At 43.0% G+C, this 13338-nt stretch carries 13 protein-coding genes; 5 read left to right on the top strand and 8 right to left on the bottom strand.

Annotated features, from left to right (window positions below; genetic code table 11):
- Positions 1-226: 226 nt before the first annotated feature.
- The 7 genes from tolB to HYN46_RS07305 all read right to left on the bottom strand — a co-directional run bounded on the left by tolB (position 227) and on the right by HYN46_RS07305 (position 6213).
- Entirely contained in the window at positions 227-1465 is a 1239-nt protein-coding gene (tolB, locus tag HYN46_RS07335; RefSeq protein WP_407640796.1) for a Tol-Pal system beta propeller repeat protein TolB, read from the bottom strand.
- Between the two features lie 95 nt (positions 1466-1560).
- Positions 1561-2769 carry a cell envelope integrity protein TolA gene (tolA, locus tag HYN46_RS07330; RefSeq protein ID WP_114898767.1) on the bottom strand — a complete coding sequence of 403 codons (1209 nt, stop codon included), beginning with the start codon at positions 2767-2769 and terminating at the stop codon, positions 1561-1563.
- A 90-nt stretch (positions 2770-2859) separates the two neighbouring features.
- A complete protein-coding gene (gene tolR, locus HYN46_RS07325; RefSeq protein WP_114898766.1) occupies positions 2860-3309 on the bottom strand; it encodes a protein TolR in 450 nt (149 codons plus the stop codon).
- The gene (tolQ, locus tag HYN46_RS07320) at positions 3310-3978 is read right to left on the bottom strand and encodes a protein TolQ (protein WP_114898765.1); all 669 of its coding nucleotides are present in this window, start codon (positions 3976-3978) and stop codon (positions 3310-3312) included.
- A 118-nt stretch (positions 3979-4096) separates the two neighbouring features.
- Positions 4097-4591 (bottom strand): hotdog domain-containing protein, encoded by a 495-nt coding sequence (locus HYN46_RS07315; RefSeq protein WP_114898764.1) that lies wholly within the window; start codon positions 4589-4591, stop codon positions 4097-4099.
- Positions 4592-4850: 259 nt separating this feature from the next.
- A complete protein-coding gene (locus tag HYN46_RS07310; protein WP_407640795.1) occupies positions 4851-5165 on the bottom strand; it encodes a Rieske (2Fe-2S) protein in 315 nt (104 codons plus the stop codon).
- Between the two features lie 46 nt (positions 5166-5211).
- Positions 5212-6213 carry an adenosine kinase gene (locus HYN46_RS07305; RefSeq protein WP_114898762.1) on the bottom strand — a complete coding sequence of 334 codons (1002 nt, stop codon included), beginning with the start codon at positions 6211-6213 and terminating at the stop codon, positions 5212-5214.
- Between the two features lie 489 nt (positions 6214-6702).
- Between HYN46_RS07305 and HYN46_RS07300 the strand changes: the two genes are divergently transcribed.
- From HYN46_RS07300 to HYN46_RS07290, 3 genes are read left to right on the top strand one after another with little or no spacing between them, the layout of a single operon-like run.
- Positions 6703-8028 carry a cytochrome c gene (locus tag HYN46_RS07300; protein ID WP_114898761.1) on the top strand — a complete coding sequence of 442 codons (1326 nt, stop codon included), beginning with the start codon at positions 6703-6705 and terminating at the stop codon, positions 8026-8028.
- Between the two features lie 18 nt (positions 8029-8046).
- The gene (locus HYN46_RS07295; protein ID WP_114898760.1) at positions 8047-8754 is read left to right on the top strand and encodes a gluconate 2-dehydrogenase subunit 3 family protein; all 708 of its coding nucleotides are present in this window, start codon (positions 8047-8049) and stop codon (positions 8752-8754) included.
- A 1-nt stretch (position 8755) separates the two neighbouring features.
- Positions 8756-10549 (top strand): GMC family oxidoreductase, encoded by a 1794-nt coding sequence (locus HYN46_RS07290; protein ID WP_114898759.1) that lies wholly within the window; start codon positions 8756-8758, stop codon positions 10547-10549.
- A 65-nt stretch (positions 10550-10614) separates the two neighbouring features.
- Here the strand turns inward: HYN46_RS07290 and HYN46_RS07285 are convergent, their stop codons facing one another.
- Positions 10615-11781, bottom strand: a complete 1167-nt coding sequence (locus HYN46_RS07285) for a lactonase family protein (RefSeq protein ID WP_114898758.1) — start codon at positions 11779-11781, stop codon at positions 10615-10617.
- A gap of 277 nt (positions 11782-12058) precedes the next feature.
- Between HYN46_RS07285 and HYN46_RS07280 the strand changes: the two genes are divergently transcribed.
- Both HYN46_RS07280 and HYN46_RS07275 read left to right on the top strand, forming a co-directional pair.
- Positions 12059-12718, top strand: a complete 660-nt coding sequence (locus HYN46_RS07280; protein WP_114898757.1) for a haloacid dehalogenase-like hydrolase — start codon at positions 12059-12061, stop codon at positions 12716-12718.
- Between the two features lie 123 nt (positions 12719-12841).
- The gene (locus HYN46_RS07275; protein ID WP_162818113.1) at positions 12842-13252 is read left to right on the top strand and encodes a VOC family protein; all 411 of its coding nucleotides are present in this window, start codon (positions 12842-12844) and stop codon (positions 13250-13252) included.
- Positions 13253-13338 lie beyond the last annotated feature (86 nt).

Below are 13338 nucleotides of genomic sequence, written 5' to 3'. Positions count from 1 at the left end.
TAGGGGGGGAGCATCTTTCTACATCAATAAATGACTTAAATAACTGATCGTTTCAATTTCAAAAAACAAGACTCAAATTACGAACTGCATTTTTACCACTAGATATAAAATTATCGCTATAAAATCAAAAACTAAATCTTTACCAATTTCACGCAAACGTCACTACTTACTACACTAAATTGACTTGATGAAGATGTGATTAAATATCACATCTTCATCCAAAGTTTTAGTTTGAAGGTGCCCAAGCGGCTTCACGGACCTCGCCACTTTGGCTAGGTAGACGCATTCTAAAGCGACCATCGGTTGAGATAATCGACAATAGACCACGGCCGCCTTCACGTGTTGCATATACAACCATTTGACCATTCGGAGAGAAGCTAGGTGATTCATCCAAAGGTGTTTGAGTCAAAATATTGATAATTCCAGAGTTTAAGTCTTGAATTGCAATTTGATAATTTTGTCCACTTTGGCGATGAACCAATGCCATACTTTGTCCGTCACGACTGATACTACCGCGCGCATTGAACGTCCCTTTGAAGGTTAGACGACGAGAAGACCCATCTTCTAAGTTATAACGATAAATTTGCGGTGTGCCGCCACGATCAGACGTGAAAATAAAGCTTTTACCATCAGGTGCATAGCGTGCTTCGGTATCTATAGCACTATCATTGGTGATTCTACGTAGTTGTTTTGTTGCAAGATTCATCTGATAAATATCAGGCTCGCCATCTTTTGAGCTGGTAAACAACATACTTTGCCCATCAGGTGAAAAACTCGGAGCACCGTTTAGACCCTTAAATTGTGCAAGGACTTCACGACCACCTGAAGCCAAATCCTGTAAATAAATGGCTGGGCGCCCAGTTTCGAACGAAACATAAGCAATTTTTTTGCCATCTGGCGTCCATGTCGGTGATAGCAATGGCTCATGGGATGACAATACTGTACGTGGTTGTTGACCATCAGTATCCGCTACCTGAAGGGTGTAGGTACGTTTTCCATTGGCTTTATCCAAGAGCACGTAAGCGATACGGCCTGAGAAATCGCCTTTAATACCAGTTAAAGCTTGATAAATTTTATCTGCGATCAAATGTGCTGCTTCACGCATACGATTTGCGGGAACCACGATATTTTCGCCGAGAATTCGAGTCCCTTTTTGGATATCAACCAGCTCGTATTGCACATTAAAATTTGCACCCGCTGGATGGACTTGCCCAACGACAACATAAGGAATCTGAGCATTCTGCCAAACAGCCGGGACGATATCCTGACTTTTGGTCGGTGCTGCTGGCAAGTTAGCGCTGCTGGCAAATTTACCTGAACGTTGCAAATCACTCTGAATAATCGGTTGCAAGGTTGAATCCGACTCAAAAGGCACGATCGCAATCTGTGGTGCTTGATCTGGTGCTTTCACGATTTCAAGTTGCAACTCCGCATGGCTTGCACTTAAAGGAAGCAAGCCAAACATGAGGATTGCAAAAACACCTTTTTTTGTCGACAGTATTTTACTGTGCATTGGTCTTACTCCGGCATATGTATCTGATGAAATATGAAATTGTCTCATTAAGGTGCTCTAAAAGTGATCACCAATGGATTTACTTGTCTAAACGTATCTGAATCATCGGGAACGGGTAATCCGCCATGGCTGCGTAGCGCTTTAATACTGGTATCAAAGTCATCATTCCCACTTGAAGAAGTAATCACGATACTTGCTATAGAGCCATCAGGTGTCAATGTAATCCGAGCAGTTGCCTTAAGACCCGAACTTGCAGATGGAACTTTCCAAGCATTTTTAATACGCGACTCAATCTGAGATTTATATTTACCAATGCTATTAGCTTTGGCCTGCGCCGCAACCTGACCTTTGAGGTTGCTCACTTCAGCATCATCATCACCTAAAGACTGCGTCAGTAGTTTACGTCTCGCTTCAGCGGAAGCCTTCGCAGCATTGGCTTTATCCTTCGCTTCTTTGGCCGCTTTTTCTTTGGCCTCTTTAGCGTCACTCAATGCCTGTTCTTTTGCAGCTTTTGCTTTTTCAAGCTTGGCTGCTTTTTCCTGTGCAGCTTTAGCTTCTTTATTCGCATTTTCTTTCAATAGTTTGGCGTTTTCAGCTGCTTCTTTTGCGGCTTGCTTCTTTGCCAATTCCGCATCGGCTTTTTGCTGAGCAAGTTTTTCAGCATGAGCGCGCGCTTTTTCATCTGCCTTTAATTGAGCTTTCTTGGCTTCCTCTTGTTGAGCCAAGGCATTCAAACGTTCTGCTTTAAGTTTTTCAGCTTTTTGCTCAGCTTGCTTAAGCGCATAGGCTTGCTCAATCTCTGCTTGTTTGGCTGCAGCCTTAGCTGCAGCTTGCTTTTCCTGTAAAACTTTTTCTTGAGCTTGAGTACGTTCAATTTGCTTTTGTCGGTGTTCGGCAGCTAAAGCTTCTGCTTTTTGAGCTGCTACCGCTGCTGCTGCAACTTCGATAGCCCGTTTCTCTGCACGAGCAGTTTCCGCAGCTTCCGCTTTCGCTTCTTCGCGTTGCGCTTTTAATTGTTCCTGCTTTACTGCTGCCTTCGCTGTCGGGTTAGATGGGGTAGGAGTAGAGGTCTGCTCCGGTGTAACCGGTACATTACTATCGGTTGCTGGTGCTGATACCATCACTGCTTTGATATGCTTTGGCTCAGGTAGTGGCACCAGATTTCGCCCAAACCAAATGAATGCTGAAAGCACAACAATATGCAGCAACACAGTAAACACTAGAGGACCAGTCGCAGAATTATTATCCTGCGTCATCCCATGTCGTTGTCTTTCAGGCGTTACGTTAATTGAATTCACAGTTTAGTTATCAACATAAATTAAGTCTAAGCAATCTTGGGTGACACGTTAAGGTTTAGACGGTGACAATTGCTCTGTCATCAAACCCACTTGAGGTAGACCACTGGCTTGTAGCGTTGCCATCAACGTGACTACATCCCCATAAGGCACCTTTCTGTCCCCTTGAACCAATACAGCAAGATTAGGGTTTTTCAATTGGGCTTGAGCCAATTGATCGCTAAGCTCTGATTGAGTCACCGTCTGATCTTTCTCTTCACCAAAACGAACCGAGAGTTTGCCATCGGCTTCAACGGTCACTATTGCAGGACGATCTTTAGATACAGACAAGGGATCACTAACCGCTTTTGGTAAATCAACAGTCAAACCCGCTGTAATCATTGGTGCTGTGACCATAAAGATCACCAGCAATACCAACATAACATCGATATAAGGTACGACGTTCATATCGCTTTTAAGCGGTTTTTTTACCCGTGCAAATGGGCTGCCAGATAATGCCATTTAGCTTGCCTCACGCTGCAATAAACCAGTCAGCTCTTCTGCAAAAAGAACACGCTGTTGATAGACAGCTTCACTTTTTGCGCTATAACGGTTAAAAGCGAGTACCGCAGGGATTGCCGCAAATAGACCGATCGCCGTCGCAATCAGCGCCTCAGCAATACCGGGTGCAACGGCCGCCAAAGTCGCTTGTTGAACTTGGGATAGCCCCATAAAGGCATTCATAATCCCCCAAACGGTACCAAACAAACCGATATAGGGCGCGACAGAACCAATACTTGCAAGCAGTGGTAGACCTTGTTCGAGTGGCGTTTGCTGACGTGCTAGTGACACACGGAGCATACGCTCAGTGCCTGCTAAGCGTTCTTCACGGCTTACACCCTTTTGGCGTAACTTCACGAACTCAGAGAAACCCTCATAAAAAACAGCTTCATAGCCTTGTTTTTTGGGATTCACTTGCGCTTTTTGGAATAAGGTTTTTAGCTCCGCACCAGACCAGAAAACTTGTTCGAAATGATGATCTTCTTTAGTCACTTTACTGTGTAAAAGTTCAAGTTTAGCAATCAGATACCAGCCATAAACAGATGCTGCAAAAAGCAGAATCATCACAAATTTAACAATAACACTCGCATGAGTGACTAAATCAATAAAACTAAGAGTAGGAGCGGCCATTGGTTATCACTATCTAAATAAGAAAAAAGGTTCAAAAAATCATATAAAGCAAATAAAAACATCAATAAATCAATATAAAAAACTTTTAAAGGCGTTTACCTTCTTAGCTTTGAGTCATCTAATCTTGTAATGCAAGCTGGACCAGATCACGAATATTATCGGGCAGGCGACGAGGCTTTAATTTGCCATTCAAACACGCCAAGGTCACCGCAGCCGTCGCAATAATAACGCGCTTTACCACGCCATTAATGGTGTCATCACGTTCGATTCGTTGTTTAAGCACAAAAGATGCTGCACCACAGGATACTGCCTCAATGGTTACAATGAGCAGGTCATCCATGATTGCAGGTTGGTGATACGTGATTTGTAACTGATGCACCACAAAAGAAAAAGATGACTTCAGTAAACTTTCTTGATCATTTGTGAGTTGACTTGTGTCTAATGCATTGTTTTCACCACTAAAAAGATAATGATCTATCCCTTGTGCCCGTAGCCATTCGGTACGGGTTCGCTCCATATATTTCAGATGATTAGCGTGATAAACAATGCCGCCTGCATCCGTATCTTCTATATAAACGCGAAATGGGTAAGAAAAAAACTTTCTATGTGGCATAAGATTGACGCACTGTAAATAAAGAATCGGGGAGTAATAAGCCGTTCATCATAAAGAGCATAAGAAAAATATTAAACAGACCATCCGTTTAACTCACGATAGATTTTGGTAACAGCACGATTCGAATCCGCTGTTTACACCTTGATCGTAGCTTAAATGGCTATTCGAAAACCATCTTGTTGTCATACAAGCTGGAGTGATTTATATGAAACACACTGTTTTGTTAGGCATCAAAAACTCAGTCGGTGAAAACATGAGGTTAGGCTCTAAAAAAGACACCACCATCAGAATGCACTTCAATATCAATTTTGGTCAAAGCTTGGCCTTTACATGGGCCAAACACACACAGTCCATCTTCAACTTGAAATAGTGCACCATGATTTGCGCAGATGAGGAACTCACGATCCATATCCATAAATTGATTTTCTTGGAACTCAAGACTGACCCCTAAATGCGGGCAATGGTTCAAATAGGCATAAAACATTCCATCCCGCTGAGTGACGATCACTTCGCCTTTCGGTGTATCAAAGCTCCGGGCATCACGTTCATCGACCTGTTCAGTTTTACATATCATTTCCACGGCACACCCCGCATTGATGGATCTATCACTTTTCTTAAAATTACGCTTTAGAGATGGTCTTATCTAAAATCTCAGCATATTGTTCACGACGTAGACGTGCACCAAACTGTCCCACCAGAGTCGATGAAATTGCCGTTGCTAAAAAGCCGCAATCACTCAGGGTGAAGCCGCGGCTTAAGCCAAACAAGAATGCGCCCGAAAACGCATCGCCAGCACCATTGGTATCCAATACTTGAGGTGCAACTTGGGGAGGGACAGGGATAATGACATCATCATACCCAATCAGTGCCCCTTCAGCACCGCGAGTAATCACGACTAATTTACTGTGCGTAAGCAGTGCAGATAGCGCTTGCTCAAGCGCAGATTCACCAGTAAACATCTGAGCTTCTAACTCATTGCAAAATAAAATATCTACGCCATCGTCAATTAAGTCCACTAAACCTTCTCGCGCATATTGAACCATCGCTGGGTCTGATAAGCTGATTGCGATTTTTGTTTTTTGTGCACGTGCCTGAGCACGGGCATGACGAACGGCTTCACGGGCAGTTTGACTGGTGGCCAGATACCCTTCGATATAGAGATACTGCGCACTCTCTAGGGGTTTTAAATCGACTTGATCAATAGATAAGTCGGTCGTGATGCCTAAATGGGTATGCATGGTGCGTTCACCATCTGGCGTAATCAATACCAAGCAAGTGCCCGTGGTTCCAGTACCTTCAGAAATTGGTGAGACATGCACATTCGCTGCAGCCAAATCTTTTAAATAAAACTGACCTAAATCATCATTTCCTACACGGCAAGCATAGAAGGCTTGGCCGCCTAATGCACTGAAGGCATAAATGGAGTTTGCGCCTGAACCGCCACTGACTTGGCCAGCACTTGTAGTGTGATTGTTCAAAGCGCTGATAAGTGCATACTGAGCATCACTCTCGGCTAATTGCATGGTACCTTTGGTTAAACCCGTTGAACTCAAAAAGTCATCCTGAATTGCGTATTCTTGATCGACAAGCGCATTACCAATTCCATAAAGTTCAACTGACATATCGGGAGTTTCCAAAGTACGATTTAAATTTAAAGAGAGGCGATCATTTTTACTGATGAAAAGTGATTCAACGAAGTAAGATTGATCCCGCGTGGTGAGTCAATACGTTAAATTTGCTTATAAATGCGCTTAATTATATGCTAAAACTAGCCAAAAATGCATACAAGATCAATGAAATTAGCTGCTTGTATGATGTTAAGACTTGACTTAGACACTGTAATATTGAAACACAAAACGCATGCTCTTGCACTATTGTGATCAGGAGAGGCGTGAGGAAGAGCGAAATTTCCATACGCCATTTTAATATTGAGCTCGAATAATAAAACTTTCAAATTTAAATAATCATTGACTTGATATTTAATTACTCTTAGGGTTATTTGTAATCTTCTACATTTAATGATTTTTACAGATTGATCATTGAATCAAATTGATGAATTATAAAGAATGAGATTTTAATTACATCCACTGCCCAGCAATGAGAGTGATTAGATGATGAAGAAAACACTGCTGGGTTTGTTTATTCTGGCGATAATATTATTTATTATCGTGCTTGCTTTTGCCTTCTGGCCAACCAAAACACCTCCTATAGCAACTGAGCCAATTAACTCGGCACTCGTCGCACGTGGTCAATACATTGCCGTTGCCAGTGATTGCACAGCGTGCCATACAGCGCCCCAAGGCAAGCTGTTTGCTGGTGGTCTAGGTATGGCCTCACCAATCGGCACTATCTACAGCACCAACATCACCCCTGATAAACAGACAGGAATAGGACACTATACGCTGTCTGATTTTGATCGCGCTGTTCGACATGGGATCCGCCCTGATGGCTTAACGCTATATCCCGCCATGCCATATCCATCCTATGTGCGTCTGTCTGATGAAGACGTACGGGCTTTGTATGCCTACTTTATGCAGGGAGTTAGCCCTGTTCAGGCTGAAAACCGCGCAACTGGTATTCCTTGGCCATTATCAATACGCTGGCCTCTAAACATATGGCGCAAACTATTCGCTCCAAGCGTGGATGTTAAGTTTGATGCCAAACAATACCCCTCACCAGAAATTGCGCGGGGTGCATATCTGGTTCAAGCATCCGGACACTGCGGCAGTTGTCACACCCCTAGACTACTGACAATGCAAGAAAAAACTTTAACCGATTACGGATCAAATGGTGCGCATTATTTAGCCGGCGGACAAGTGATCGATGGCTGGTTTACCTCTAATCTCCGTGCGGATTTAGCCACAGGTTTAGGAAGTTGGTCCGAAAAAGATATCGTCGACACATTAAAAACAGGCAGAAACCAGCATCACACAGTGATCGGTAGTCCTATGAATGATGTCGTCATTCACAGTACGCAAAACATGTCCGATGCAGATCTAAAAGCAATTGCCGCTTACTTAAAAACATTGACTCCGAGTAAAGAGAGTAAAGCCTCCTACACAGCGGATGACGCAATGGCAAAAGCACTCTATGCAGGAAAAAACCCTACCCATGGTGCTGCGTTATATGTCGATAACTGTGCAGGCTGTCATCGTAGTGATGGTCAAGGATATGCTCGCGTATTTCCGAGTATTGCCAATAATCCTTCCGTATTATCAGACAACCCAATTTCAATGATTCGTTTAATTCTAACGGGCAGTACCTTGCCGCAAACCCATACGGCGCCATCAGATTTGTCTATGCCCGGATTTGCTCAACGGCTGTCAGATGATGACGTTGCTCAATTGGCGACGTTTATCAGACAGAATTTTGGTAACCATGCATCCAGTGTTGATTCATCTCAAGTCCATAGCGTGCGTAAAACTTTAAAGCAATAAACTTTGTAAGAGGTATAGATGATGGCGGATAAACCACAGGATCGATCACTCTCACGGCGCAAGCTGTTTCAAGGGCTTGGTGCCGTTGCGATAACCGCAGCAGTTTTACCGCAATGTGTGCAAAGTGATAGCAGCCAATCTGCAGCTAAAGAATATAAACCGACATTTTTCACTCAAAATGAATGGACTTTTATACAAGCCGCAACCGCACGGTTAATCCCACACGATGAGTTGGGCCATGGTGCCTTAGAGGCAGGCGTTCCAGAATTCATTGATCGGCAAATGAATAGTGAATATGCAAGGGGAGCGCTGTGGTATATGCAAGCACCTTTTCAGCCAGATGCACCGTCAACACTGGGCTATCAATTACGCCTAGTGCCTCGTGATATCTATCGTTTAGGCATTAAAGCAGCAAACCAATATGTCCAGCAAATCCACCATAAATCATTCGATCAGTTATCTGCTGACCTACAGGATCTAATGCTGAAAGACTTTGAATCCGGGCATGCACAATTCAATGATGTTCCCTCCAAAACGTTTTTTTCCTTTTTATTACAAAACACACGTGAAGGCTTCTTTTCTGATCCTGTACATGGGGGAAATAAAGGGCTTGTAGGCTGGACATTGATTGGATTTCCCGGAGCTCGAGCTGACTTTATGGATTGGGTTGATCGCAATGAAGCCTATCCTTTGCCCCCAGTGTCGATCAATGGACAACGAGGTTAGTATGGTTGCTAGTCTGAAAAAAACAAATGTTGTCGTCGTCGGCTTCGGTTGGGCTGGGGCCATCATGGCTAAAGAACTGGCTGATGCCGGTTTGAATGTCGTTGCCTTAGAACGAGGCGTAATGCGCGATACTGCGACCGATGGGGCGTATCCAACCTCCATTGATGAATTAACTTACAATGTCCGCAAGAAACTCTTCCTGAATTTATCTCGAGAAACCGTCAGTATTCGCCATACCATCACTGATACAGCCTCTCCTTATCGCGTCTTGGGTGCGTTCTTACCAGGTGAGGGGGTGGGCGGTGCAGGTTTGCATTGGTCTGGAGTACACTTTCGTGTCGATCCTATCGAGCTCCGCTTAAAAAGCCACTATACCGAAAAATATGGGGCTCAGATCATTCCAAATGGCATGACCATTCAAGACTTCGGAGTTTCCTATGAAGAGCTAGAGCCGTATTTTGATTTTGCTGAGAAAGTCTTTGGTACATCAGGTTCGGCATGGTCAGTCAAAGGACAAGTGGTCGGAAATCAGCGTATAGAGGGCAGCTTTGGTGGTAACTTTTTCTCACCAGATCGTTCTAGTGAGTTTCCACTTGCTGCGCAAAAAAATACGGTTTCCGCTCAGCTATGGGGGAAAGCCGCTGAAAGTCTTGGTTATCACCCCTATAACATGCCTTCCGCGAATACATCTGGACCCTACACCAATCCGTATGGTTGCCAAATGGGTCCTTGTAACTTTTGCGGTTTTTGTAGCGGCTATGCCTGTTATAACTACTCAAAAGCATCTCCTAACGTCAATATTCTCCCAGCGCTGCGTCTATTGCCTAACTTTGAGTTAAGACCTCAGTGTCATGTGCTCAAGGTGAATCTCAGCGAAGATAAAAAGACTGCAACGGGCGTCACTTATATCGACCCCAAAGGCCAAGAGGTTTTTCAACCCGCAGATATTGTCATTATCTCGATGTTTCAATTCAATAATGTCCGCATGATGCTGCTCTCGGGTATAGGTCAGCCTTATGACCCAGTTACGAATACAGGTGTGGTCGGGAAGAACTTTGCCTATCAGAATATGGCGACCATTAAGGCTTACTTTGATAAAGATGTACATGCCAACCCCTTTATCGGTGCAGGAGGAAACGGCATAGCGATTGATGATTTTAATGCCGATAACTTTGACCATAGCCAAGTAGGATTCGTGGGTGGTTCGCCTTTTTGGGTCAACCAAGCTGGGGTCAAGCCAGTGAGTGGAATCTCATTACCCGCAGGAATTCCAGCATGGGGAAGTGCATGGAAGAAAGGTGTTGCTGACTATTACGCTCATACAATCTCCATGGATTGTCATGGTGCCCATCAATCTTATCGCGATAATTACCTTGATCTTGATCCCACGTATCGTGATGCTTATGGGCAACCATTATTACGCATGACATTTGATTGGCAAGATAACGACATCAAGATGAATCAATTCATGGTAGGAAAAATGCAAGGCATCGCCCAAGCCATGAACCCTAAATCCATTAGCATCTCAGGTAAGAAAGTCGGTGATCATTTTGATACGGTGAGCTATCAAACCACCCATATGAATGGCGGAGCCATTATGGGGACTGATCGTCAAACCAGTGCACTGAATCGATATTTACAAAGCTGGGATGTACACAATGTGTTTGTTCCGGGTGCGTCGGCTTTTCCTCAAGGACTGGGTTATAACCCCACAGGGCTTATTGCCGCATTGTCGTATTGGTCCGCTCACACGATCCGAGATAAATATCTAAAAAATCCCGGACCGCTAGTTTAAGGTTAGTACGTGCTTGAAACGATAAAACCTATTGATTACTAAAAGATTTTATCGTTTACTTCTTGCTATTTTTCAGGAACAAACTGAAGCATCGAAGGTGCCTTGACATTCACTTTCTGGATTGATGCACCCAGCTTTCCATTTGAGGGATCACGTTTAAACGTAACAATCTCATTCGAAAATTGATTCGTTACCAACAAGTAGTGCCCATCAGGAGATATAGCGAACTCTCTGGGTTCTTGACCTTCCGTAGAGCGGCGTTGTATTTGACTGAGGAGACCAGTAGTCGGATCCACGCTATAAACCAATATTTTATTATCTTTACCGCGATCACTCACATACAGAAATTGTCCATCTGCTGAAAGATGCAAAGCACCAGCTCCTAACTTGCCTTTAAAGTCACTAGGTGTCAAAGATATGATTGCACGTTGTTTGAGCTCGCCATCAAGTACATCAAAAACGGCAAGCTTCCCAGCCATTTCAAGTGTAAGGTAAGCATGATGACCATCGGCAGAGAAGATCAAATGACGTGGGCCAGAGCCTGGGGGAAGGGCGGTGTAAGGTACTTTTGCCGGAGTGAGCGGATGTTTAGGATCGGATTTAGCATCATAACGGTAGGCATAAACGCGATCACCTCCTAAATCCATCATAAAAACGTATTGCCCATCAGGTGTTAAGGTTACGCGGTGTATATGCGATGACGCCTGACGTTCAAGATTAACATGACTGGCCTGATGAACGAGTTGTTGCGTCACTGCACCTAATTGACCATTTTGATCAATGGGTAGAACAACAAGACTTGCACCTGTATTTGGATTCACGGCGTAGTTTGCTACAAATACATAATGTCCATCTGGGCTATGCACAACAAAAGTCGGCTCATCGCCTAATGTCGGCTGAGTATTGATTTTATCAAGTGGCTTGGCTGGATCTAGTAGCTTAAAGCCACTGACTTTTCCTACAGGTTTCGTCGATTTTGAGCCAATCTCATCAACGGCAAACAATCGATTTCGCTCTGCGTCAACGGTAAACCAAGATGCATTATGGGCAGGTGTTCGAACAATCGTGCTTTGTTCAATTTGACCATTGCTTTGATTAAACACATAACTTGCGATTGCATTGTTATAGCCACCTACGAGTAGTCGTGTTTGTTCATGAAATGGCGATGCAGATGACAAAGCCGATAGCGCTAGACTTAATCCCAATAGCAGAAACTTTTGATTTTTATACATGTAATAGCTCCTAGTACAGTGACGGGCTTACATTGTCGTTTCGAATGATTTATGTGCAGTATCTGGATATTTAGAAATAGAAGCTACCATAATTTATAGGCTAAACGTGTTTATTTTTAGGTGATTAAATGATCATTATGGATGTCGTATAATGTTTAAACCTAGCACTAAATTACAAGTAAATAGGGGCATTGATGCTGTTAATTAATTACTGATCCCGTAAGATATCTTTTTTATACTCTTAAGCTTCTGATATCAAATAACTAGTGAAATTTTAATGTCTAAAATAGTCGTTTTTGATTTAGATAAAACGTTATTGGCGGTTGATTCTACCGAAACGTGGATACGTGAGCAGATCTTTGGTTCGCCATATCGCTTTGCCATGGGGGTAGTCAGTGCACCGTTAGGTCTGATGCTCATGCATTTTCCAGAGAAACGTAAGTTCGGTGCATCTATTTTTCTTTGGATTGCGACGGTTGGCTTAAATGAATCTCAAAAGATGGAAAGTATTGAGCAGTTTAACCAAAGATTTCATGCCGGGCTAACCAAATCCTATTGGTTTAAAGACGGTATTGCCGTGCTTGAAGAGCATATTCAAAACGGTCATAAAGTCATTATCGTTACTGCTGCACCGAAATTACTTGCAGAAAAATTGTTTGAACCCTGGAAAGACGAAGTTGCCGTTATTGGTTCTACAGTGCGCGCCTTATGGGGTGGCTGGATTAGCGATAGGCTTTGTCGGCACTCAGAAAAATGTAATTTCCTTATGGAAAATGGTTTTGGGGTTAATTGGGATTTTGCTTATAGTGATAGTGAGGATGATATACCAATATTAGCCGCAGCAGAAAAAGCATATCTTATCAATGCATCAAGAAAAACGACGAAAAGAGTTCAGCGTAAAATTCCATCATTGATTGAAAATCTAGTGTGGAAATAGTCAGGATAAATTTTCAAATAATATATTGATCAAAATTACGAATAGTCATTATTTGGGAGTGCTATTTTTAATTGGAGGCATACTCATGTACTGTGCTACAGAATAGCCTCATTTATGTGTGTAATGATGATACCGAATCTTAAATCAATTGATCATATACACATTGCTGTAATTGATCGCAGCGTATCAGAAAAATGGTATGAACGAGTTCTGGGCTTAAAGAGAATTGAGAGCCTTGTTTTTTGGTCAACTAATGGCGGACCGCTGACAATTGGCAATGAATCAAATTCTGTCCATTTAGCGTTGTTTGAGAATACAAAGAAAAAAATTAGTTCAACAATTGCATTCGATACTTCAGCCCAAGAATTTCTTGGATGGCATGTCCATCTAAGCGATGAGCTCGAACAGCAAGTAAAATTTGTCGATCACGATGTGAGTTGGTCAATGTATTTCACTGATCCAGATGGCAACCCATTTGAGATAACCTGTTATGAGTATGATCAGGTAAAGCAAGCAATCTATAGTAGTAGATAATAACGATGAGGTCTTTAGAAGTGAAAGAAAGCCTAGGGCAATGAAATTAACCCAAATTGATTCAAACAAATAGGCTCATGCCAGTA

This window comes from Aquirhabdus parva (assembly GCF_003351745.1).
Lineage (GTDB): Bacteria > Pseudomonadota > Gammaproteobacteria > Pseudomonadales > Moraxellaceae > Aquirhabdus > Aquirhabdus parva.
The sequence above is the reverse complement of the archived record's forward strand: the minus strand, read 5'-3'. Positions and strand labels throughout refer to the sequence as shown.

Excerpts from the sequence above, each read along its gene's own strand:
- tolA (WP_114898767.1), bottom strand. The coding sequence starts at position 2,769 with ATGACGCAGGATAATAATTCTGCGACTGGTCCTCTAGTGTTTACTGTG.
- HYN46_RS07315 (WP_114898764.1), bottom strand. The coding sequence starts at position 4,591 with ATGCCACATAGAAAGTTTTTTTCTTACCCATTTCGCGTTTATATAGAA.
- HYN46_RS07280 (WP_114898757.1), top strand. The coding sequence starts at position 12,059 with ATGTCTAAAATAGTCGTTTTTGATTTAGATAAAACGTTATTGGCGGTT.
- HYN46_RS07295 (WP_114898760.1), top strand. The coding sequence starts at position 8,047 with ATGATGGCGGATAAACCACAGGATCGATCACTCTCACGGCGCAAGCTG.
- HYN46_RS07285 (WP_114898758.1), bottom strand. The coding sequence starts at position 11,781 with ATGTATAAAAATCAAAAGTTTCTGCTATTGGGATTAAGTCTAGCGCTA.
- HYN46_RS07275 (WP_162818113.1), top strand. The coding sequence starts at position 12,842 with ATGATGATACCGAATCTTAAATCAATTGATCATATACACATTGCTGTA.
- HYN46_RS07310 (WP_407640795.1), bottom strand. The coding sequence starts at position 5,165 with ATGATATGTAAAACTGAACAGGTCGATGAACGTGATGCCCGGAGCTTT.
- HYN46_RS07300 (WP_114898761.1), top strand. The coding sequence starts at position 6,703 with ATGATGAAGAAAACACTGCTGGGTTTGTTTATTCTGGCGATAATATTA.
- HYN46_RS07290 (WP_114898759.1), top strand. The coding sequence starts at position 8,756 with ATGGTTGCTAGTCTGAAAAAAACAAATGTTGTCGTCGTCGGCTTCGGT.
- tolR (WP_114898766.1), bottom strand. The coding sequence starts at position 3,309 with ATGGCATTATCTGGCAGCCCATTTGCACGGGTAAAAAAACCGCTTAAA.
- HYN46_RS07305 (WP_114898762.1), bottom strand. The coding sequence starts at position 6,213 with ATGTCAGTTGAACTTTATGGAATTGGTAATGCGCTTGTCGATCAAGAA.
- tolQ (WP_114898765.1), bottom strand. The coding sequence starts at position 3,978 with ATGGCCGCTCCTACTCTTAGTTTTATTGATTTAGTCACTCATGCGAGT.
- tolB (WP_407640796.1), bottom strand. The coding sequence starts at position 1,465 with ATGTTTGGCTTGCTTCCTTTAAGTGCAAGCCATGCGGAGTTGCAACTT.